Origin of the sequence: Janthinobacterium sp. 75 (assembly GCF_004365495.1) — a bacterium.
Taxonomy (GTDB): domain Bacteria; phylum Pseudomonadota; class Gammaproteobacteria; order Burkholderiales; family Burkholderiaceae_D; genus Janthinobacterium.
This window is the reverse complement of sequence record NZ_SORD01000001.1, coordinates 1,446,178-1,464,880: the sequence shown is the minus strand read 5'-3', so window position 1 is coordinate 1,464,880 and position 18,703 is coordinate 1,446,178. Positions and strand designations below refer to the sequence as shown.

21 protein-coding genes are annotated in these 18,703 nt (G+C 62.6%); 14 read left to right on the top strand and 7 right to left on the bottom strand.

Going from position 1 to position 18,703, the window contains the following annotated elements; all coding sequences use genetic code 11:
• Nucleotides 1-13 precede the first annotated feature (13 nt).
• A complete protein-coding gene (locus tag C8C89_RS06715) occupies nt 14-985 on the bottom strand; it encodes an NAD kinase (protein WP_243857921.1) in 972 nt (323 codons plus the stop codon).
• Nucleotides 986-1,246: 261 nt separating this feature from the next.
• On the opposite strand from C8C89_RS06715, the gene C8C89_RS06710 reads away from it, so the two are divergent.
• The 4 genes from C8C89_RS06710 (at nt 1,247) to gloA (ending at nt 3,918) form a co-directional block, all read left to right on the top strand.
• Nucleotides 1,247-1,513 carry a hypothetical protein gene (locus C8C89_RS06710; RefSeq protein WP_101482974.1) on the top strand — a complete coding sequence of 89 codons (267 nt, stop codon included), beginning with the start codon at nt 1,247-1,249 and terminating at the stop codon, nt 1,511-1,513.
• A 39-nt stretch (nt 1,514-1,552) separates the two neighbouring features.
• Nucleotides 1,553-2,863, top strand: a complete 1,311-nt coding sequence (locus C8C89_RS06705; protein ID WP_133989186.1) for a sorbosone dehydrogenase family protein — start codon at nt 1,553-1,555, stop codon at nt 2,861-2,863.
• A gap of 70 nt (nt 2,864-2,933) precedes the next feature.
• Complete coding sequence (locus C8C89_RS06700) at nt 2,934-3,386, top strand: OsmC family protein (RefSeq protein WP_133993189.1); 453 nt, start codon at nt 2,934-2,936, stop codon at nt 3,384-3,386.
• A gap of 124 nt (nt 3,387-3,510) precedes the next feature.
• Entirely contained in the window at nt 3,511-3,918 is a 408-nt protein-coding gene (gloA, locus tag C8C89_RS06695; protein WP_010401713.1) for a lactoylglutathione lyase, read from the top strand.
• Between the two features lie 4 nt (nt 3,919-3,922).
• Here the strand turns inward: gloA and C8C89_RS06690 are convergent, their stop codons facing one another.
• On the bottom strand, nt 3,923-4,828 hold the full coding sequence (locus C8C89_RS06690; RefSeq protein ID WP_208327677.1) for a LysR substrate-binding domain-containing protein: 906 nt from the start codon (nt 4,826-4,828) through the stop codon (nt 3,923-3,925).
• 93 nt (nt 4,829-4,921) lie between these two features.
• Here C8C89_RS06690 and C8C89_RS06685 point away from each other — a divergent pair, with 93 nt between their 5' ends.
• The gene (locus C8C89_RS06685) at nt 4,922-5,389 is read left to right on the top strand and encodes a DMT family transporter (RefSeq protein WP_133989184.1); all 468 of its coding nucleotides are present in this window, start codon (nt 4,922-4,924) and stop codon (nt 5,387-5,389) included.
• Between the two features lie 69 nt (nt 5,390-5,458).
• Here the strand turns inward: C8C89_RS06685 and C8C89_RS06680 are convergent, their stop codons facing one another.
• From C8C89_RS06680 to C8C89_RS06665, 4 genes are all read right to left on the bottom strand, one after another.
• The gene (locus C8C89_RS06680; protein WP_101482978.1) at nt 5,459-6,781 is read right to left on the bottom strand and encodes a TolC family outer membrane protein; all 1,323 of its coding nucleotides are present in this window, start codon (nt 6,779-6,781) and stop codon (nt 5,459-5,461) included.
• Nucleotides 6,782-6,922: 141 nt separating this feature from the next.
• Entirely contained in the window at nt 6,923-7,246 is a 324-nt protein-coding gene (locus C8C89_RS06675) for a rhodanese-like domain-containing protein (protein WP_034788759.1), read from the bottom strand.
• A 13-nt stretch (nt 7,247-7,259) separates the two neighbouring features.
• The gene (locus C8C89_RS06670) at nt 7,260-7,910 is read right to left on the bottom strand and encodes a protein-L-isoaspartate O-methyltransferase (RefSeq protein ID WP_101482979.1); all 651 of its coding nucleotides are present in this window, start codon (nt 7,908-7,910) and stop codon (nt 7,260-7,262) included.
• Between the two features lie 170 nt (nt 7,911-8,080).
• On the bottom strand, nt 8,081-8,731 hold the full coding sequence (locus tag C8C89_RS06665) for a TetR/AcrR family transcriptional regulator (RefSeq protein WP_101482980.1): 651 nt from the start codon (nt 8,729-8,731) through the stop codon (nt 8,081-8,083).
• Between the two features lie 336 nt (nt 8,732-9,067).
• Here C8C89_RS06665 and C8C89_RS06660 point away from each other — a divergent pair, with 336 nt between their 5' ends.
• Both C8C89_RS06660 and C8C89_RS06655 read left to right on the top strand, forming a co-directional pair.
• Nucleotides 9,068-9,937: a head GIN domain-containing protein gene (locus C8C89_RS06660; protein ID WP_133989183.1), complete on the top strand. Its 870-nt coding sequence runs from the start codon at nt 9,068-9,070 to the stop codon at nt 9,935-9,937.
• A 78-nt stretch (nt 9,938-10,015) separates the two neighbouring features.
• Complete coding sequence (locus C8C89_RS06655; protein WP_101482982.1) at nt 10,016-10,288, top strand: YkgJ family cysteine cluster protein; 273 nt, start codon at nt 10,016-10,018, stop codon at nt 10,286-10,288.
• 23 nt (nt 10,289-10,311) lie between these two features.
• On the opposite strand, the gene C8C89_RS06650 is transcribed toward C8C89_RS06655, so the two are convergent.
• Nucleotides 10,312-10,560 (bottom strand): hypothetical protein, encoded by a 249-nt coding sequence (locus C8C89_RS06650; protein WP_101482983.1) that lies wholly within the window; start codon nt 10,558-10,560, stop codon nt 10,312-10,314.
• A gap of 146 nt (nt 10,561-10,706) precedes the next feature.
• Between C8C89_RS06650 and C8C89_RS06645 the strand changes: the two genes are divergently transcribed.
• The 7 genes from C8C89_RS06645 to C8C89_RS06615 all read left to right on the top strand — a co-directional run bounded on the left by C8C89_RS06645 (nt 10,707) and on the right by C8C89_RS06615 (nt 18,576).
• Nucleotides 10,707-11,477: a DeoR/GlpR family DNA-binding transcription regulator gene (locus C8C89_RS06645; RefSeq protein ID WP_101482984.1), complete on the top strand. Its 771-nt coding sequence runs from the start codon at nt 10,707-10,709 to the stop codon at nt 11,475-11,477.
• Nucleotides 11,478-11,511: 34 nt separating this feature from the next.
• On the top strand, nt 11,512-12,660 hold the full coding sequence (locus C8C89_RS06640; RefSeq protein ID WP_101482985.1) for an MFS transporter: 1,149 nt from the start codon (nt 11,512-11,514) through the stop codon (nt 12,658-12,660).
• 156 nt (nt 12,661-12,816) lie between these two features.
• Nucleotides 12,817-13,662 (top strand): undecaprenyl-diphosphate phosphatase, encoded by an 846-nt coding sequence (locus tag C8C89_RS06635; protein ID WP_101482986.1) that lies wholly within the window; start codon nt 12,817-12,819, stop codon nt 13,660-13,662.
• Nucleotides 13,663-13,668: 6 nt separating this feature from the next.
• Nucleotides 13,669-15,492, top strand: a complete 1,824-nt coding sequence (gene recQ, locus C8C89_RS06630) for a DNA helicase RecQ (protein WP_101482987.1) — start codon at nt 13,669-13,671, stop codon at nt 15,490-15,492.
• Nucleotides 15,492-15,977, top strand: a complete 486-nt coding sequence (locus C8C89_RS06625; RefSeq protein ID WP_133989182.1) for a hypothetical protein — start codon at nt 15,492-15,494, stop codon at nt 15,975-15,977. Before recQ ends, C8C89_RS06625 begins: the two co-directional genes overlap by 1 nt.
• A gap of 44 nt (nt 15,978-16,021) precedes the next feature.
• Nucleotides 16,022-16,999 carry a LysR family transcriptional regulator gene (locus tag C8C89_RS06620; RefSeq protein ID WP_101482989.1) on the top strand — a complete coding sequence of 326 codons (978 nt, stop codon included), beginning with the start codon at nt 16,022-16,024 and terminating at the stop codon, nt 16,997-16,999.
• Between the two features lie 290 nt (nt 17,000-17,289).
• The gene (locus C8C89_RS06615; RefSeq protein WP_133989181.1) at nt 17,290-18,576 is read left to right on the top strand and encodes a Glu/Leu/Phe/Val dehydrogenase; all 1,287 of its coding nucleotides are present in this window, start codon (nt 17,290-17,292) and stop codon (nt 18,574-18,576) included.
• Nucleotides 18,577-18,703: the final 127 nt, after the last annotated feature.

The window sequence follows — 18,703 nt, the reverse complement described above, 5'->3', positions numbered from 1 at the left end:
TGGAGAAAACTTGTTAGCTGAGCTTGCCCTCGCCCGACGGGTACTCATTCCAGTGCAATTTTTCACGCAGGGTGTTGTAGTAACTCCACCCTTCCGGATGCAGGAAGGTAATCGTGTGCGGCGAACGGCGGATGAGGATGCGGTCTTGCTGGACCAGGCTGGCAAAAGTCTGCATGTCGAAATTGACGCTGATATCGCGCCCGCGCACGATTTCCACCACGATCTGGCTGGAGTCGGGCAGGACGATGGGGCGGTTTGACAGCGCATGCGGGGCAATCGGCACGAGCACGATGCCACCCAGGGTCGGGTGCAGCAAGGGGCCGCCGGCCGACAGCGCATATGCGGTCGAGCCCGTGGGCGTGGCGATGATCAGCCCGTCAGAACGCTGGTTGTACATGAAGTGGCCATCGACCTCGACGCGCAATTCCGCCATGCCGGCACCGCCGCCCCGCGAGACGACGACATCGTTGACGGCCATGCCCACGTGAATCGACTCGCCATCGCGCAGCACGCTGCCTTCGAGCAAGGTGCGGCGTTCGGCCTTGAAGCGGCCGCCGAGAATTTGCGCCAATACAGGCAGCATGCGCTCGAGCGGGATATCCGTCATGAAACCCAATCGCCCTTGATTGATACCGATCAAGGGGACATCGAATGGCGCCAACTGGCGCGCAATGCCCAGCATGGTGCCGTCGCCACCCATGACGATGGCGCAATCGGCGGCGGCGCCGATCTCGGCCGGCGACATGGCGCGCACGCCGGGAAACGCCAAGTTCAGATGCGCGGCCGTCTCCGCTTCAAAGACCACCGTGTGGCCCAGCACCTGCAGGAAATCCACGATGCTTTTAACGGGCTCGGCAATGCCATCCGTATTCTGGCGCACGACCAGAGCGATGGTCTTGGCGCCCAGGTTGAAGCGCTCGCCAGGGGCTGGCAAGGTTGCGGCTGGCTGTTCGGCGCGCTGTTCGGCGTGTGTATCGACGGGCATAAGAGTCTCGGATGTAAATTCAGTGGCAAGCCGCCCCAGGCTGTCGCGTCGCACGCCGCCACCGCATGATACTGTATATATGAACAGTATAGTGCGGCTGCCGTGTGCCTGCAAGGGGCGTTCTTGGTGTTCACGCAGTGTAGCGCAGAAAAAGAATCGTCCATGCGTGCGCCAGCGCTCCCAGCATGGACAAATCCGCTTGCAGACGGCCTGAAGCGGCAGGACACTGGGTTCACGTCATCTTTACTGTCAGGAGGCCATATGCATACCCCACCAAGTGAACGCAAGATCAATACCGATGAAAAGGTCAAAAATGACGGTGTCGACCGTCTGCCGCACGAGCGCGATGAATCGCCCGATGCGCAAAACGTGCGCCCGCGCAAAATCATGCAACAGGCGGCCAGCGACCTTGAGCGTGGCCTGGTCGATACGGACCGGCACGCCCAACCCGGTGTGGAAAAGGTCAAGCCCGCCGCGCCGCAGCAAGCCCGCCCCGACGCGCAACTGGAACCAAAGAAGGCGCGCTGAATCGTATCCTCATGCACTGCTATTGTTCCGGAGTACGCCATGCACCGCTATGTCTGTCCCTTCTTGCTGGCCGCTGCCTGCGGCACCACGCCCGCCCACGCCCAGGCGCCCGCCATGCCCGTGGGCTTCGGCCCGCAGCCCGCCCTGCCCGCACCGGACAGGCAATTCATTCCCACCGTCAACGTAGCACCCGTGCAGCGCTGGACGGCCGCGCAGCGCCCCGTGGTCGCGCCCGGCCTGGCCATCCAGGCGTATGCGCGCGACCTCGACCATCCGCGCTGGCTGTACGTGCTGCCGAATGGCGACGTGCTCGTAGCGGAAACGAATGCCCCGCCGAAACCGGACGACAGCAAGGGCATCAAGGGTGCCATCATGCAGATGCAAATGAAAAAGGCGGGTGCCGCCACGCCCAGCGCCAACCGCATCACCCTGCTGCGCGGCCTTGACGCGAATGGCGTGGCGCAATCGCGCAGCGTGTTCCTGCAAGGGCTGAACTCGCCATTCGGCATGGCCCTGGTGGGCAAGGAGCTGTACATCGCCAACTCGGACGCACTGATGCGCTTCCCGTACGAAACAGGACAGACCGCCATCACGGCGCAGGGCGTGAAGGTGATGGATTTGCCGGGCGGGTCCATCAATCACCACTGGACCAAGAACGTCGTCGCCAGCGCCGACGGCAAATTTCTCTATGTTTCCGTCGGGTCCAACAGCAATGTGGGCGAGAACGGCATGGGGGCCGAAGATGGCCGCGCCGCCATTTGGCAATTCACGCGCGCGACGGGCAAGGCACGCGTGTATGCCACCGGCTTGCGCAATCCGAATGGCATGGCCTGGCAGCCCAAGACGGGCGCCCTGTGGACAGCCGTCAATGAGCGCGACGAGTTGGGCAACGACCTGGTGCCGGACTATATGACCTCGGTCAAGGAAGGCGCCTTCTATGGCTGGCCCTACAGTTACTTCGGCCAGCACGTCGATGCACGGGTCAAGCCGCCGCGCCCCGAACTGGTGGCCACCGCCATCGCGCCCGACTATGCGCTGGGTGCGCACACGGCCTCGCTGGGACTGGCATTCTATGACGGCACCTTGCTACCCGAACGCTACCGGGGCGGTGCCTTCATCGGCCAGCACGGCTCATGGAACCGCAAGCCCTTCAGCGGCTACAAAGTCATCCATGTGCCCTTCGCCAATGGCGTGCCCAGCGGCCCGCCACAGGATGTCGTCAGCGGCTTCCTGGACGAGAACGGCAAGGCGCAGGGGCGCCCCGTCGGCGTGGCCGTTGACAAGGCGGGCGCACTGCTGGTCGCGGACGACGTGGGCAATGTCATCTGGCGCGTGACACCTGCGCCTTGAGTGCATGGACGCCGCGCATGCGCCCCCTGTGTGACGCAACGAACGGAAGCGCCAGGGTGGGGCGCGCATGATGGATGTTCGAACCACGCAAGGAGTACATCATGAAAAAACAGGATCAGCCGTCTGGAGTGGAGGCCTTAAAGATGGCAAAGGATTTATTTCCACCCAAAGCGGCGCGCTCGACAATGTGGCATATGGATTCAACACGCGCTTCGAAGACGGTCCCGGCAGCAACCCGGAAGAATTGATCGGCGCTGCCCATGCCGCCTGCTTCACCATGGCCCTGTCCGGCCAACTGGGAGAGGCGGGCCTGCGCGCCACGGCCCTGAAAACCACGGCCGATGTCAGTCTGGAAAAAATCGATGGCAGCTATGCCATCACGGCCGTCCACCTGACCCTGGTGGCCAGCATTCCTGGCGCCACCGAGGAAGCGTTCCAGGGTGCAGCACTGCGCGCCAAGCTCGGTTGCCCCGTGTCCAAGTTGCTGGCCACGGAAATTACCATGGACGCACATCTGGAGTAAATCCAGGGGCACTGACGTCACCGTCCACTGCTGTCCTGTACCAGGGCAGTCGGGGCGGTCTCGGCAAGAAAGCCATAAAACGCATAAAATCCTGCCATTCTCCTCTCACCACCAAGGATTTACGATGCGTATTTTGCACACCATGTTGCGGGTCGGCGACCTGCAGCGCTCCATCGATTTTTACACCAAGGTCCTGGGCATGAAGCTGCTGCGCACCAGCGACAATCCCGAATACCAGTACACGCTGGCTTTCGTCGGCTATGGCTCGAACCCCGACCACGCGGAACTGGAACTGACGTATAACTATGGCACCACCAGCTACGAGCTGGGCACGGCGTATGGCCACATCGCCATCTCGGCCGACGATATCGTTGCCGCTTGCGATGCGGCACGCGCGAATGGCGGCAACGTCACGCGCGAACCGGGCCCCGTAAAAGGTGGCAACACGGTCATCGCCTTCATCACCGACCCGGACGGCTACAAGATCGAGTTGATCGAACGCAAGTTCGACGGCCAGGGCGGCGGCTTGTAATACCTCAGCCTGGCTCGGCGGCCTGTGCAATGGCCGCGCGTAGCCAGGCGATGCCCGCATCGCCGTCCGTACGGCGGTGCCGTATCACTTCAAACGCAAACGGCGCGATGGCAAACGGCGCAGCATACAGCGCCAGCCCTTGCGCCGCGCTTGCCTGCAAGGCGCGCCGCGCCACCGTCAGTATCAAGTCCGTCCCCATCACGACATTCGGTGCGACCGTCCAGTAAGGCACACGCACGGCGATGCGGCGCGTCTGGCCCAGCTGGGCCAGCGCCGCGTCGACTTCGGCCGCCATGCCGATTTCGCTGGACGCCACCAGCACATGCGGGCGCGCCAGATAGGTGTCCAGGCTCCATGTTTCGCCGTCTGCCAGGCTGGCCGGGTCCAGCGCGCATACGAACGTTTCCTCGAATAAGGTTCCCCTGTGTAACTGCTCGGGCAATTGCGGGAACACACCCAGCGCCATGTCGATCTCGCCATCCTGCACACCAGCGACCACGGCTTGGCGGCTGGCATAGCTGACGACGAGGTCGATGCCGGGCGCTTCCACGCGCAAGCGGTGCAGCAAGGCAGGCAAAATCAGCGCTGCGCCATAGTCTGACATGGCCAGGCGGAACACGCGCTGTGCCGTGGCCGCCTCAAAAACGGCGCCGCCCAGCACGGAGCGCACGCTTTGCAGGGCCTCGGCCAGCGGCCGCGACAATTCCAAAGCGCGCGCTGTGGGCTGGAAGCCGCCCTTGCCGCGCAGCAGCAGCGGGTCGTCGAGCAGATGGCGCAGGCGTGACAGCGCGTGGCTGACGGCAGGCTGGCTCATATGCAAGCGCTCCGCCGCGCGCGACAAATGGCGTTCGCTGAGCAACGCTTCCAGGATCACCAGCAAGTTCAAATCGACGGCGCGCAGATTATTCATTTGGTGCATGGTTGGCTGACAAATTACGAATTGGATTTAATCATGACAGCATAATACGATGCCCCCATCAACTCAACAGTGATGGAGTCACACATGCAAGGATGGATTACCGTATTCGCCCCGCTGGCCATGCTGGCCGGCGCCGTCGTCCCCTTCCAGGCGGGCGCGAATGCCGCGCTGGGCCGCAACCTGGGCCACCCGCTGTGGGCCACCCTCGCCTCGCTGGCCGTCAGCGCCGTGCTCGCATCGCTCGTGATGCTGCTCTGGCGGGTGCCGGCGCCCGAGGTCAGCCTCGCCATGCGCGGGCCGGGCTGGTCCTGGCTGGGCGGCGCAGCCGGCGTGTTCTATATTACGGCCGCGCTGATGCTGGCGCCGCGCATGGGTTCCGGTCCCTTCATGGCGGCCGTCATCGGCGGGCAAATGCTGGCCGCACTGGCCATCGACCGCTACGGCTTGCTGGGCTTTGCCGTCAAGCATATTTCTCCGCTGCACTGGGGCGGTGCGGGCCTGGTGGTGGCCGGTGTCGTGCTGACACAATTCGCCAACAGCCGTGCCGTGTGACAACACCGCTAGACGAAAAAAAACCAGCGCCGTTGCCGGTGCCGGTTTTAATTTTGAACAATACCTGGTTTATTTGTCGAGCAAGGCGTTGACGGGCATCAAATCCGTTTCCTTCAGGGTGCCAGCCGCCGCCTTCAGGCGCAAGCCGTTCATGATGGTGTCGTAGCGCGCTTTCGACAGGTCTTTTTGCGTCGAGAACAATTGTTTCTGCGCATTCAAGACATCGATATTGATGCGCACGCCTACCTGGTAGCCGAGCTGGTTCGATTCCAGCGCCGATTTGCTCGACACTTCCGCCGCTTCCAGCGCCTTGACTTGCGCCAGGCCGCTGTTGACGCCCAGGAAAGCCTGGCGCGCGCCTTGCGACGCCGTGCGGCGTGCCGTTTCCAGGTCGTTGCGGGCCTTGTTTTCCAGCGCTATCGACTCGCGTACCTTGCTGGTGACGGCAAAGCCGCTGAAGATGGGGATGCTCCACTGCACGCCGATGGCATTGTTGTTGGCGCTGCCAGTGCCGCCACCCGTCGTATAGGTATGGCCCGTGTTGGCGATCAGGTCCAGGGTCGGATAGTGGCCCGCGCGGTTGCGGCCAATGTCGCGCTTGGCCGATTCCACGTTGAACTGGGCCGTGACGACGCCATAGTTCTGCTCTTCGGCGGATGACACCCACGGTTCGATGGCGGCCGGTTCCGGCGCGCTGATGATCACGCCCGTGCGCATGGGCGCCAGGCTCGTTGGCGCTTCGCCGATGATGGTTTGCAGGGCGCTGCGCTTGTTGGCCAGGTCATTGATGGCGGCAAATTCCTGCGCCACCACCAGGTCATAGGCCGCCTGCGCTTCGTGCGTGTCGGTAATCGTTTGCGTGCCGACTTCGAAGTTGCGCTTGGCCGATGCCAGTTGTTCCGTCGTGGCGACCTTTTGCGCCTGCGTGGCGCCCAGGTTGTCCTGCGCGCTGAGCACGTCAAAATACGCCTGCGCCACGCGCGTGATCAAGTCTTGCTGCACTTGTGCAAATTGCGCTTCAGCAATCGCTTGTGCCAGTTTGCTTTGCTGGTAAGTTTCCCAACGGTCCCAGCGGAACAGCGGCTGCGCCAGGGTCAGATTGTAGGTATTCGTGTGCACCTTCACCGTCGGCATGGAGATCGTGCTGGTGATCGGCTCGATGCTGTTGCGCGTATTGCTGCCCGAAGCGGAAATCTGCGGCAGCAAGCCTGCCAGCCCCTGCGGAACCCGCTCCATCCCGGCCGACAGGGCCGCACGCGCGCTGGCATACTGCGCGTCATTGGCCAGCGCCTGCTGGTACACCTGGATGAGATCGGCCGCCTGCGCTTGCAGCGAGCATGTCATCGAGACAAAGGCGCTGGTCATCAGCACGGCGATAAGGGGTTTCCGCATTGCATTTCTCCGTTGGAGTCGTCAAAAGTTGATGGAATCAAAAATCTGCTACCGCTTGCCTTGCGCCCGCCGGATGAGCGGGGTACAGGCCTCCGCAGGCATGCATGAAAACATGCCTGGGTGCAACTACTGCAAAATAACTTAGTATTTAGGCATTGCGCTGTCAACTTGCAGCGCCCAGGCATGCACGCCGCCCGTCAAATTACTGATCTTGCCAAAACCATTGCGCTCCAGGAATGCCGCCACTTGCATGCTGCGCATGCCGTGATGGCAAATGCAGACGATCTCGGCATCTTCATCGAGGTCATCGATGCGCGCAGGAATCGAGTTCATCTGCATCAGGGTGGCACCGTCGAGGTGGCACAGATCGAATTCCCACTGTTCGCGCACGTCGAGCAAAAACGGGCGCGGGCGGGAAGGGTCAGCCAGCCAGGCGGCCAGCTGCGGTGCACTCAAATGCTCCATCGAATTGCTCGCCTCAGAACTGGAAATGCGACGGTGCCACGGCTTGCAGTGGCGTGACGTTGGTTTCAAACAGCTTGCGCGTGTCGTAAGCCTTGTCCGAACTGCGCGTGATCAAATGCGCCGACATGATCGGCGCTTCGCCGATGATGGCCAGGATGCGGCCGCCGACTTTCACTTGTTGCAACAGTGCTTCCGGCAACACGGCCAGGGCGCCGGAAACGACGATCACGTCGTACGGTGCGCCCTTGCTCCAGCCTTGGGCGGCGTCGCCCAGTTCCACGGTCACGTTCGTCACGCCGTTGGCGGCCAGGTTCTGCTCGGCCAGGGTTTTCAATTGGGGAACGATTTCCACACTCGTCACATGACGTGCCTTGTACGCCAGCAAAGCGGCCATGTAGCCGCTACCGGTGCCGATCTCCAGCACATTTTCATGCTTTTTGACGGCTACGTCTTGCAAAATACGCGCTTCCAGCTTCGGCGTGAGCATGTATTCGCCGCCGCCCAGTGGAATTTCCGTATCGACGAAGGCCAGGTTTTTATAGGCGGCCGGCACGAAATCTTCACGCTTGACCACGTTCAACAGCTCCAGCACGTCGATATCCAGTACGTCCCATGGACGGATCTGCTGTTCGATCATATTGAAGCGGGCTTGTTCGATATTCATCTTTGGACTCGGTAAGTGAAGTAATAATCCGCCATTTTATCGTTGAACTGGCTGAAAGCACATGTTAACCATAAAGGCGGGGAATGGAGGAAATTTGCGACGATCTGCAGATTTGGGGGGGCGAACCTTGGAAAAGGGGCAACTGAACGGTAGCAGGCAGGCCCGGCGCATCAGCTTTTCCCTGGCGCCTCCAGCTGCAGGCTGCGCAGGCTCATGTCGATAAACGCATCCATGTAGGCGAGCGGATCGATGTTCTTGACCTCGCATGGCAGAAAGGAATGCGTCCACATCATGAGCATGGTGACGGGCGCGCTGAGGATGGCGCTGACCAGCACGGGATCAACCTGGCGGAACTCGCCGCGGCGCATACCGCGCTCGACCAGGCTGACGATCAGCGCATTACCGCGCGCGACCACCTCTTCGTTGTAAAACTGCGCCAGTTCCGGGAAATTGTTCGATTCGGCCAGCATCAGCTTGGTCAAGCCGGCCAGCTTGGTGGCGCCGAACTCTTCCCACCATTGCATCATCGTGCTGCGCAACAACTCGGCGCTGGTGCTGTCCGAGACGGCCATGCTGTCTTCCGCCTCGCCAATGGAATGCACGATATTGTCGCGCACCACGGCCTTGAACAGCTCTTGTTTATTCTCAAAGTACAGGTACAGCGTGCCCTTCGACACGCCGGCCCGCTTGGCCACATCCTCCAGGCGCGTCGATGCAAACCCCCGTTCGACAAACAGGTCGAGGGCGGCGGCGAGCAATTCCTGCGGACGCGCATCCTTGCGCCGCTCCCAGCGGGGCTTGGTATCAATCGGGGCTTGCATGTATCTTTCCAAGTAACTTACTTTTGAGTCATTAATAGTAGACCTGTCTGCCGCCAAGGTCAAGCGCAGGCCACTGGCGCGACGCGGGGCACCGCCCGGTACGCCGAACACGGGTATTGTACGCTCCGTGCCGGCGTTGGCGACAGCTCCTCTGGCGCCGAACCTGTGGCGCCAGGTGAAGCAGAATGCGTTTCAGCCCCCGTTTTGCGCAGTTCATCGCATTTCCACTCAGCAAGCGTGTCAGATTTGCTACCTTGCTATCAACAGCACGGCAGCCGCGGCGCGGCAGCCGGCTTTTTTCTTGTTCCGAACTACAACAATCATAAAGGAAACACCATGCGTACCTTGCTGGCCCTGTGCTGTGCCGTTGCCCTTGGCGGTTGCGCCATCGTCATCAACCCCAACGATGGCGAAGTGCGCTATGCCGACGCGGGTGGCAATGCCACCCAGGGCAACGAGCAAGTGAGCCGCGATGTGCGCCAGGTCAGCAACATCAACACGCTCGACATCGACAGCATGAAGCGCATCGATATGAAGATCGACGTGCGCGTCGGCCCGGCAACATCGCTGGTGATCGAAGCGGACAGCAATCTGCAGCCGCGCATCCATAGCGAAGTAAGCGGCAACACCCTGCGCATCTGGAGCGATACAAACATTCGCAGCAGCAATGGCATCCACGTCATTTATACGACGCCGCAATTGAAGAAGATCAACATCTCCGGCTCTGGCCGCCTGGTGGCCAGTGGTTTCAATGGCGAAGATTTCAGCCTGGAGCAACGTGGTTCGATGAAGAGCGAACTGTCGGGCAAGGTGGGACGCTTGGACGTTGCCAACAATGGCTCGGGCAGCATCAATGCGGCGGCCCTCGCCAGCGGCAATACGGATGCGGTGCAGAACGGTTCGGGCAACATCCAGCTGGGTACTGTGCGCGGCGAACGCATCAACGTGGCCGTCAACGGCTCGGGCAGTATCAGCGCCAGCGGCGCCGTGCAACGCCTCGACGCCAACGTGAATGGCTCGGGCGATATCAACCTGGCCGCCCTGCACAGCGACGTTGCCTATCTGGCGAGCAACGGTTCCGGCGACGTCGATGTCACTGTCCAGAGTGAAGTCAATGCCCGCGCCAGCGGTTCCGGCCGCATCACCGTGCATGGCGATCCGGCCCGCCGCACCCTGTCGGGCAAGCGCGTCAGCATCGTGCGTTAGCCACCGCCCTGGCGAGATGCAGGGTACGGGGGCCGGCTTGCTATACTGTCGGCTCCTCACCCGCTCGCCTGAAATCCCATGTCACCTTCTGCCACCCTGGCATGCCGCCCATCCTGCGGCGCCTGCTGCACCGCGCCCTCCATCACCAGCCCGATTCCTGGCATGCCGGATGGCAAACCTGCGGGCGTGCGCTGCGTGCAACTGGCCGACGACAACCGCTGCAAGATCTTTGGCCAGCCGGAGCGGCCAGCGTTTTGCGGCGGCTTGCAGCCGTCCGCAGAGATGTGCGGCAGCAGCCGCGAACATGCCATCGGCTGGCTGGCAGAGCTGGAGCGGCTGACGGCGCCCTGAACGGCGGCGCCAGCCCTCTCCCTTTAGCGGCCGTCTTCGACTGCTGCCGAGGCTTCTTCTGCGTCGCGCAGGCGCTTGTATTCCAACAGCATGACAAGGCCCAGATAGATCAGCAGCAGGAACAGGGAATCGCGCGCATCGCGCCAGCCCAGCGTAGCGTAGCGCATCCAGTGCATGACATTAAAAAACAGTACCGCCCCCAGAATCCCCCATCCATGGCGGCGCATGGCACGGTCCAGCAGGGTGGCCAGCAACGACGTACGTGACAGCATGATGTTTCCCTATTCATTCTATTTTTTGCAACACTAACAGAAATTATGCCTTTCTGGCAATGCCTGCCAAGTTCATACATCCGGCTTGACTCAGATTGCACGTTTGCGTATATTCATGCACATTCCTGCACGTTTTCAAAGCCCACATGTCTGCCACCCTGCTCCTCAAACAACGCCACGCGCTGATCCAGCAACAATTGCACGCCGACGGCCGCGTGCTGGCGCTGGACTTGGCGCGCCAGCTCGACGTGTCCGAAGATACGATACGGCGCGACCTGCGCGAGATGGCGGCGGCCGGCCTGTGCCAGCGCGTGTATGGCGGCGCCCTGCCGCTGGCGCCGGACGGCGGTACGCTGGCACAGCGCAAGCACGAAGCGCCGGAACGCAAGGCGAGCCTGGCGCAGGCCGCCGTGTCCCTCGTGCGCGCGGGCCAGGTGCTGTTCCTCGACGCGGGGTCGACCAACCTGGCCATCGCCAGCGCCTTGCCGGAGCTGGCACTCACTGTGATCACCAATGCGCCGGCGATTGCCATGGCGCTCATGGAGCGTCCCGAAATCGAGCTGATCATGGCTGGCGGCCGGGTCGACCGCCGTGCCGGCGCCAGCCTGGGCCCGCAGGCGCTGCGCACCGTCGAACGCATGCATCCCGACCTGTGCTTCCTGGGCGCCTGCGGCGCCGACGCGGACGCGGGCATCACTGCCTTTAATTATGACGAGGCCGAATTCAAGCGCAGCATCGCCGGCGCCAGCAAGGCCGTCGTCGTGGCCGTCACCAGCGACAAGCTGGGCACGGCCGCGCCCTTCGGCGTACTGGCCACGGGCTTGCTGCAACACCTGGTGCTCGAAGCCGATGCCGATGCCGCGCACGCGGCCGCCTTTGAACGGCTGGGCGTGCAAGTGCTGCGCACCCGTGCCTGATTTTTATTCACCCTGACTCTGGAAAACCGCTCCCATGCATCTCACCGGTACCCTGCAACAACGCGCCACGCGCCTGGTCTTCTTCGCCGCCGGCCTAGGCATGGCCGCCTGGGCCCCGCTGGTTCCCTACGCCAAGTCGCGCCTGGGCCTCGATGAAGCCACCCTCGGCATCTTGCTGCTATGCCTGGGCGCCGGCTCGCTGTGCGCGATGCCGTTTACGGGCATGCTCGCGGCCCGCTTCGGCTGCCGCAAGGTCATCGTCGCCGCCGGCCTGCTCCTGACCGCCATCCTGCCCGGCCTGGCGCTGGCCGCCACGCCGCTGCAACTGGGCCTGGTGCTGCTGGTGTTCGGCGCGGCCATGGGAACCTTCGATGTGGCCATCAATATCCAGGCCGTGATCATCGAAAAAGCCAACGGCGGCGCCATGATGTCGGGTTTTCATGCGCTGTTCAGCGTGGGCGGTTTCGCCGGCGCGGCCTGCATGGCCCTGCTGCTGTGGCTGGGCCTGACACCGGCCTGGTCCTGCGTGGTAGTGATGCTGCTGCTGTGCGGCGTGCTTGGCGCGGCGCAAGGCCATCTGCTGCCGACAGCGTCCGCATCCGGCGAAAAGACGCCACTGTTCGTCATGCCGCATGGCGCCGTCATTTTCATCGGCCTGCTGTGCTTTATCGTCTTCCTGGCCGAAGGCGCGATTCTCGACTGGAGCGCCCTGTTCCTCACCACCACGCGTGGCGTGGAAGAAGCCAAGGGCGGCCTCGGCTACGCCGCCTTCGCCATCGCCATGACGCTGGGCCGCTTCACGGGCGACAAGGTGGTCAGCCGCTTTGGCGGAAAGCGGGTACTTACTTTTGGCGGCTTGTGCGCGGCGGGCGGCTTCTTCCTGGCCGTGCTGGCGCCCCACGCCAGCCTTGCCATGCTTGGCTTCGTGCTGATCGGCCTGGGTGCAGCGAACATCGTGCCCATCCTGTTCACGGCCGCCGGCAACCAGCGTGCCATGCCGGCCAGCCTGGCGGTGGCGGCCATCACCACCATCGGCTATGCGGGCATCCTGGCCGGTCCGGCAGTGATCGGTTTCGTGGCCCACGCCACCAGCCTGAATATCGCCTTCGCCATGCTGGGCGCCGCCCTGCTGCTGGTGGCGGCCAGCGCGCGCCTGGTGGCGCCGGCAAAACAGGCATCCTGATCCTCCCTCACGCCTGGCGGACGACGCTAAAAAAGCGCCGCCCGTCAGCGCCCAAATAAGGTTGGCAAGCCTCTGTCGTGGTAAGCTTCGACCCCGCGCACATTGCTGGCGCCACGCGCTCACCCCATCCAGTCACTTACACCCGTTTATACATCTATGGATCTCATTCTTGCGTTAAAAGCCATCATCATGGGGCTGGTCGAAGGTTTTACGGAATTCTTGCCGATTTCGTCCACGGGTCATCTGATCCTGGCCGGCAGCCTGCTCGACTTTACCAAGGATGTATCAAAAGAGGTCATGGATGTCTTCGAGATTGCCATCCAGGCCGGCGCCATCCTGGCCGTGTGCTGGGAATACCGCCAGCGCATCGGCAGCGTGCTGTCTACCTTCAGCACCGAGGTCAAGTCGCGCAAGTTCGTGCTGAACGTGGCCATTGCCTTCCTGCCGCTGGCCATCATTGGCCTGGCCATCGGCAAGATGATCAAGCATGCGCTGTTCAAGCCCGTGCCAGTGGCGATGGCCTTCATCATCGGTGGCATCATCATCTTGCTGGTAGAGCGCCGCGCGCGCACCAATCCCGTCACCGTACGCGTCAACTCGGTCGATGAAATGACGCCGCTCGACGCCTTGAAAGTGGGCTGCGCGCAGGCGTTTGCGCTGATTCCCGGCACCAGCCGTTCCGGCTCGACCATCATCGGCGGCATGCTGCTGGGCCTGTCGCGCAAGACCGCCACCGAATTCTCGTTCTTCCTGGCCATCCCCACCCTGCTGGCGGCCACCTTCTACTCGCTGTACAAAGCGCGCGACATCCTGTCGGCCACCGATGTGCCCCTGTTCGGCCTGGGCACCGTGGCAGCCTTCATCTCCGCCTTCCTGTGCGTGCGCTGGCTGCTGCGTTACATCAGCTCGCACGACTTCACGTTTTTTGCCTGGTACCGCATTGTGTTTGGCTTGCTGGTCCTGGCCAGCGCCCACTACGGCTGGGTTGTTTGGGCAGAATAAGGCACTATGAATCAAGATCTTAACCAGCGCGCGCTGCACCTGCTGCAGACCGTTTTCGGCTATCCGGCCTTCCGCGGCCAGCAAGCCGACATCGTCGACCACGTCAGCCATGGCGGCGATGCGCTGGTGCTGATGCCCACGGGTGGCGGCAAGTCGCTGTGCTATCAGATTCCCGCGCTGCTACGCGATGGCGTGGGCGTCGTCGTCTCGCCATTGATCGCGCTGATGCAGGACCAGGTGGACGCGCTGGCCGAAGTGGGTGTGCGCGCCGCCTTCCTGAACTCTACGCAAACCTACGAAGAAGCAAGCCGCATCGAGCGCCTGGTGCGCACCGGCGGCATCGATGTCGTCTACGTGGCGCCCGAGCGCCTGATGACGCAGCGTTGCCTGGACCTGTTCCAGGCGTCAAAAATCTCCCTGTTTGCCATCGACGAGGCGCATTGCGTGGCCCAATGGGGCCATGACTTCCGCCCCGAATACATCAAGCTGTCGGTGCTGCACGAGCAGTTCCCGGACGTGCCGCGCATCGCGCTCACTGCCACGGCCGACCCGCAGACGCGTGCCGAAATCGCCCTGCGTTTGCAGCTGGAAGACGCGCGCCAGTTCGTCTCGTCCTTCGATCGGCCGAACATCCGCTACCAGATCGTGGAAAAGGCGAATGGCCGCAAGCAGCTGCTCGACTTCATCAACACGGAACACACGGGCGACTGCGGCATCGTCTACTGCCTGTCGCGCAAGAAGGTCGAAGAAACGGCGGAGTTCCTGAACCAGAGCGGAATCCGCGCCCTGCCCTACCACGCCGGCATGGAATACGCCAAACGCAGCGCCAACCAGGCGCGATTCCTGCGCGAAGAAAATATCGTCATGGTCGCCACCATCGCCTTCGGCATGGGCATCGACAAGCCCGATGTGCGCTTCGTGGCGCATCTGGATCTGCCGAAAAGCATCGAGGGTTATTACCAGGAAACGGGCCGCGCGGGCCGCGACGGCATGGCCGCCAACGCCTGGATGGCGTATGGCTTGCAGGACGTGGTGCTGCAGCGGCGCATGATCGATGAATCGGAAGCGGACGACACTTTCAAGCGCGTGCTGGGCGTGAAACTCGACGCCATGCTGGGCCTGTGCGAAACGCTCAGCTGCCGCCGCATGCGCCTGCTCGAATACTTCGGCGAACCGGCTTCGCCGTGCGGCAATTGCGACACCTGCCTGGTGCCGCCCGTGTCGTTCGACGGCACGGTGCCCGTGCAAAAACTGCTGTCGGCCATCTACCGCGTCGACCAGCGCTTCGCCGGCGGCCACGTGATCGACGTGCTGCGCGGCGTAGAATCGGAACGCATCAAGACTTGGCACCACGATTCACTGTCCGTCTTCGGCATCGGCTCTGACCTGGGCGAAGCGGAGTGGAAAGCTATCCTGCGCCAGGCCATCGCGCTGGGCCTCGTCTCGGTCGACCATGAACAATACAGCTCGCTGAAACTGACGGACGCCTCGCGCCCCGTGCTCAAGGGCGGCCAGAAGGTGCAGCTGCGCCAGTACCAGAAACCGGTGAAAACCAGCAAGCGCGGCACCAGCGTGGCGAAGGGCTATGTCGAGACGGACCTGTCCACCAGCGAGCAGGCAATTTTCGACAAGCTGCGCTGGTGGCGGGTGGAGACGGCGCGCACGCACAATGTGCCCGCCTACGTGATTTTCGTCGATGCCACCCTGCGCGAAATCGCCAAAGCCAAGCCTACCTCGCTGGAGCAGATGCGCGGCGTGAGTGGCGTGGGTGAGAAAAAACTGGCCTCGTACGGCGACGACATCGTCGCCATGATCCTGGAGATGATTTAATGGAAGTACTCTCGTCCGACCTGATTTACCAGGCCGTGAAACTGCTTGGCGCGCAGCGCGACGCCAGCGAAGAGCAAGAAGAGGAACAATTGCGCGCCCTGGTGCGCGACGAACTCACCGTACGCCGCCTGGCCGACGTGATTCCGGAAGCGTTCGGCCTGGTGCTGGCGTCACACCTTCCCGGCGCCGAAAACATGACCCTGCCCGACACCTTCTGCGCCCAGGACGACGACGACGAATGGGTGGAGTTCAGCATGCGCCGCGAACCGATCTTTGTTGTCGCCTTGGACATCGCCCAGCACACCTTCCACAATGGTCCGCGCGCGCTGATGCAGAACCTGGCGGACCGCAGCTCCCTGCTCTCGACCATCAACAAGGCCCTGGACGCGGGCAGCTCGCTCGATGGCACGACGCTGGGCCCGCCATCCTTCTTCGGCCTGCCCGCCGCGCTGTACCAGCCGGCGGCATCAAGCGATACGCCCTGACCATTTCATTTTGCCCCTGCCCTTGATAACGGAACGCTGCCGCGATGGAAACCAAATGGCTGGAAGACTTCATCTCGCTCGCTGAAACGCATAATTTCAGCCGTTCCGCGGCGCTGCGCCACGTCACCCAGCCCGCCTTCTCGCGGCGCATCCAGTCGCTGGAAAACTGGCTCGGCATCGACCTGGTTGACCGCACCTCCTACCCCACGCGATTGACGCCGGCTGGCGCCGTGTTTTACGAGCAGGCGCTGGAAATGCTGGGGCAGATCAACGGCGTGCGCGCCCTGTTGCGCGGCAAGCGGGCGGCCACGCAAACGAGTGTCGACTTCGCCGTGCCGCACACCTTGTCGCTGACTTTCATGCCGAAATGGCTGACGGCGCTGGAAGAAGGTTTTGCGCCGATCAACAGCCGTTTGATGGCCCTGAACGTGCACGACGCCGTGCTGCAACTGGTCGATGGCGGCTGCGACCTGCTGCTGTGCTATCACCATCCGCGCCAGCCGGTGCAGCTGGACCCGGGCCGCTATGACATGCTGGTGATGGGCCGCGAAACCCTGCGCGCGTATGCGCGCTGCGGCCAGGACAAGGTGCCCGACTTCGTCCTGCCGGGCAGCGCCAAGGAACCGCTGCCTTTCCTCTCCTATACCAGCAATGCCTACCTGGGACGCATGGTGGAACTGCTGGTGGCCGATGCCAAGGCGCCCCTGTTCCTGGAAACCTGCTACGAAACGGACATGGCCGAAGGCTTGAAAATGATGGCGCTTGAAGGCCGCGGCATCGCATTCCTGCCCGAATCGGCCGTCATGCGCGATGTCAAGTACAAGCACCTGGCGCGCGCCGACGGCGGCGCGCCAGGCTGGGAAATCGAGCTGGAAATCCGTTTGTACCGCGAACGGCCGTCCAGCCTGCGTCCGGGAAAGCAGATCGTCGAAAGCCTGTGGCAATACCTGGTGCAGGCCCAGGAAGGCAGGGCGCGCGCGGGCAAACGCCGCAAACGCGCCACAGAGACCGCCCGGTCCTGACTGGCAATCCTGGCAATACAACTATGCAATAAATGCATAACCGGATGCGCACAAAGCATTGGCCGGGGCATGAGGCTATCGCCTACGATGCGGTTCCGCTGCGCGCAACTCAATTGGGTGCGCCTACCACAGCATTTTTGAATGCCAGGAAAAATCGTAGCGAGCGGCGATGATTTGTGGCCGAGAAGCGCAGCTGTACGAAGGTACAGCCAGCATCACCGGCCACAAAGCACGACGCGCAGTAGATTTTTCGGCATTACACCACCGTTTTGTCCAGGAGCTTATCAAGCATGACCAGCAAGCACGCACTTCCTTCCTACCTCAATCCTGAAGACCTGGGCCCATGGGGCGTCTACCTCGAGCAGATCGACCGCGTTACGCCTTACCTGGGCAACCTGTCGCGCTGGGTGGAAACGCTGAAGCGTCCAAAGCGCATCCTGACAGTCGACGTGCCCATCGAACGCGATGACGGCACCATTGCCCACTACGAAGGCTACCGCGTGCAACACAATCTGTCGCGCGGCCCGGGCAAGGGCGGCGTGCGCTTCCACCAGGACGTGACCCTGTCGGAAGTGATGGCCCTGTCGGCCTGGATGACGGTCAAGAATGCAGCGGTCAACGTGCCATACGGCGGCGCCAAGGGCGGTATCCGTGTCGATCCGAAGACCCTGTCGCGCAACGAACTGCAGCGCCTGACCCGCCGCTACACGAGCGAGATCAGCATGATCATCGGACCGAACAAGGATATCCCGGCGCCGGACGTCAACACGAATGAACAAGTCATGGCGTGGATGATGGACAGCTACGCCATGATCGGCGGCAATATGTCGACCGGCGTGGTGACGGGCAAACCAATCTCGCTGGGCGGCAGCCTGGGTCGCCGCGATGCGACGGGCCGCGGCGTGTTCGTCGTCGGTTGCGATGCGGCCACCAAGGTCGGCATGTCGCTCGAAGGCGCGAAAGTCATCGTGCAAGGTTTCGGCAACGTGGGCGGCGTCGCCGCACGCATGTTCGCTGAAGCCGGCTCGAAAATCGTCGCGGTACAAGACCACAAGACCACCGTCGTGCATTCCGGCGGCTTGAACATCCCGCAACTGCTGGCACACGTGGCCGAAGTGGGCAGCGTCGAAGGCTTCCCGGGCGCCGAGGCATTCGTGCCGCGCGAAGATTTCTGGGGCATCGATTGCGACATCCTGATCCCGGCCGCGCTGGAACAGCAGATCACCGCTGAACGCGCACAAGTCATCCGCGCCAAGATCATCCTGGAAGGCGCCAACGGCCCGACCCTGCCGGCAGCGGACGATATCCTGACCGACCGTGGCGTGCTGATCGTGCCAGACGTGCTGGCCAACGCCGGCGGCGTGACCGTCAGCTACTTCGAGTGGGCGCAGAACTTCTCGAGCTTCTTCTGGACCGAAGAAGAAATCAACAGCCGCCTGACCCGCATCATGCGCGAGGCATTCGACGCGGTATGGCAAGTGTCGCAAGAGAAGAAAGTGTCGATGCGTACCGCCACCTTCATCCTGGCGTGCACGCGTGTTCTCCAGGCTCGCGAAGTGCGCGGCTTGTATCCATAATGGCTGCCTGAGAAAAAGTCCAGGGCGTTGTTGCCGTGCCTAGCCCCCGACATTTTTCAGGCGCCATTGCTACCTTTGACGCCATTGGGTTGATGGCGCTCTAAAAAAAAATCCCGCCACACTATCG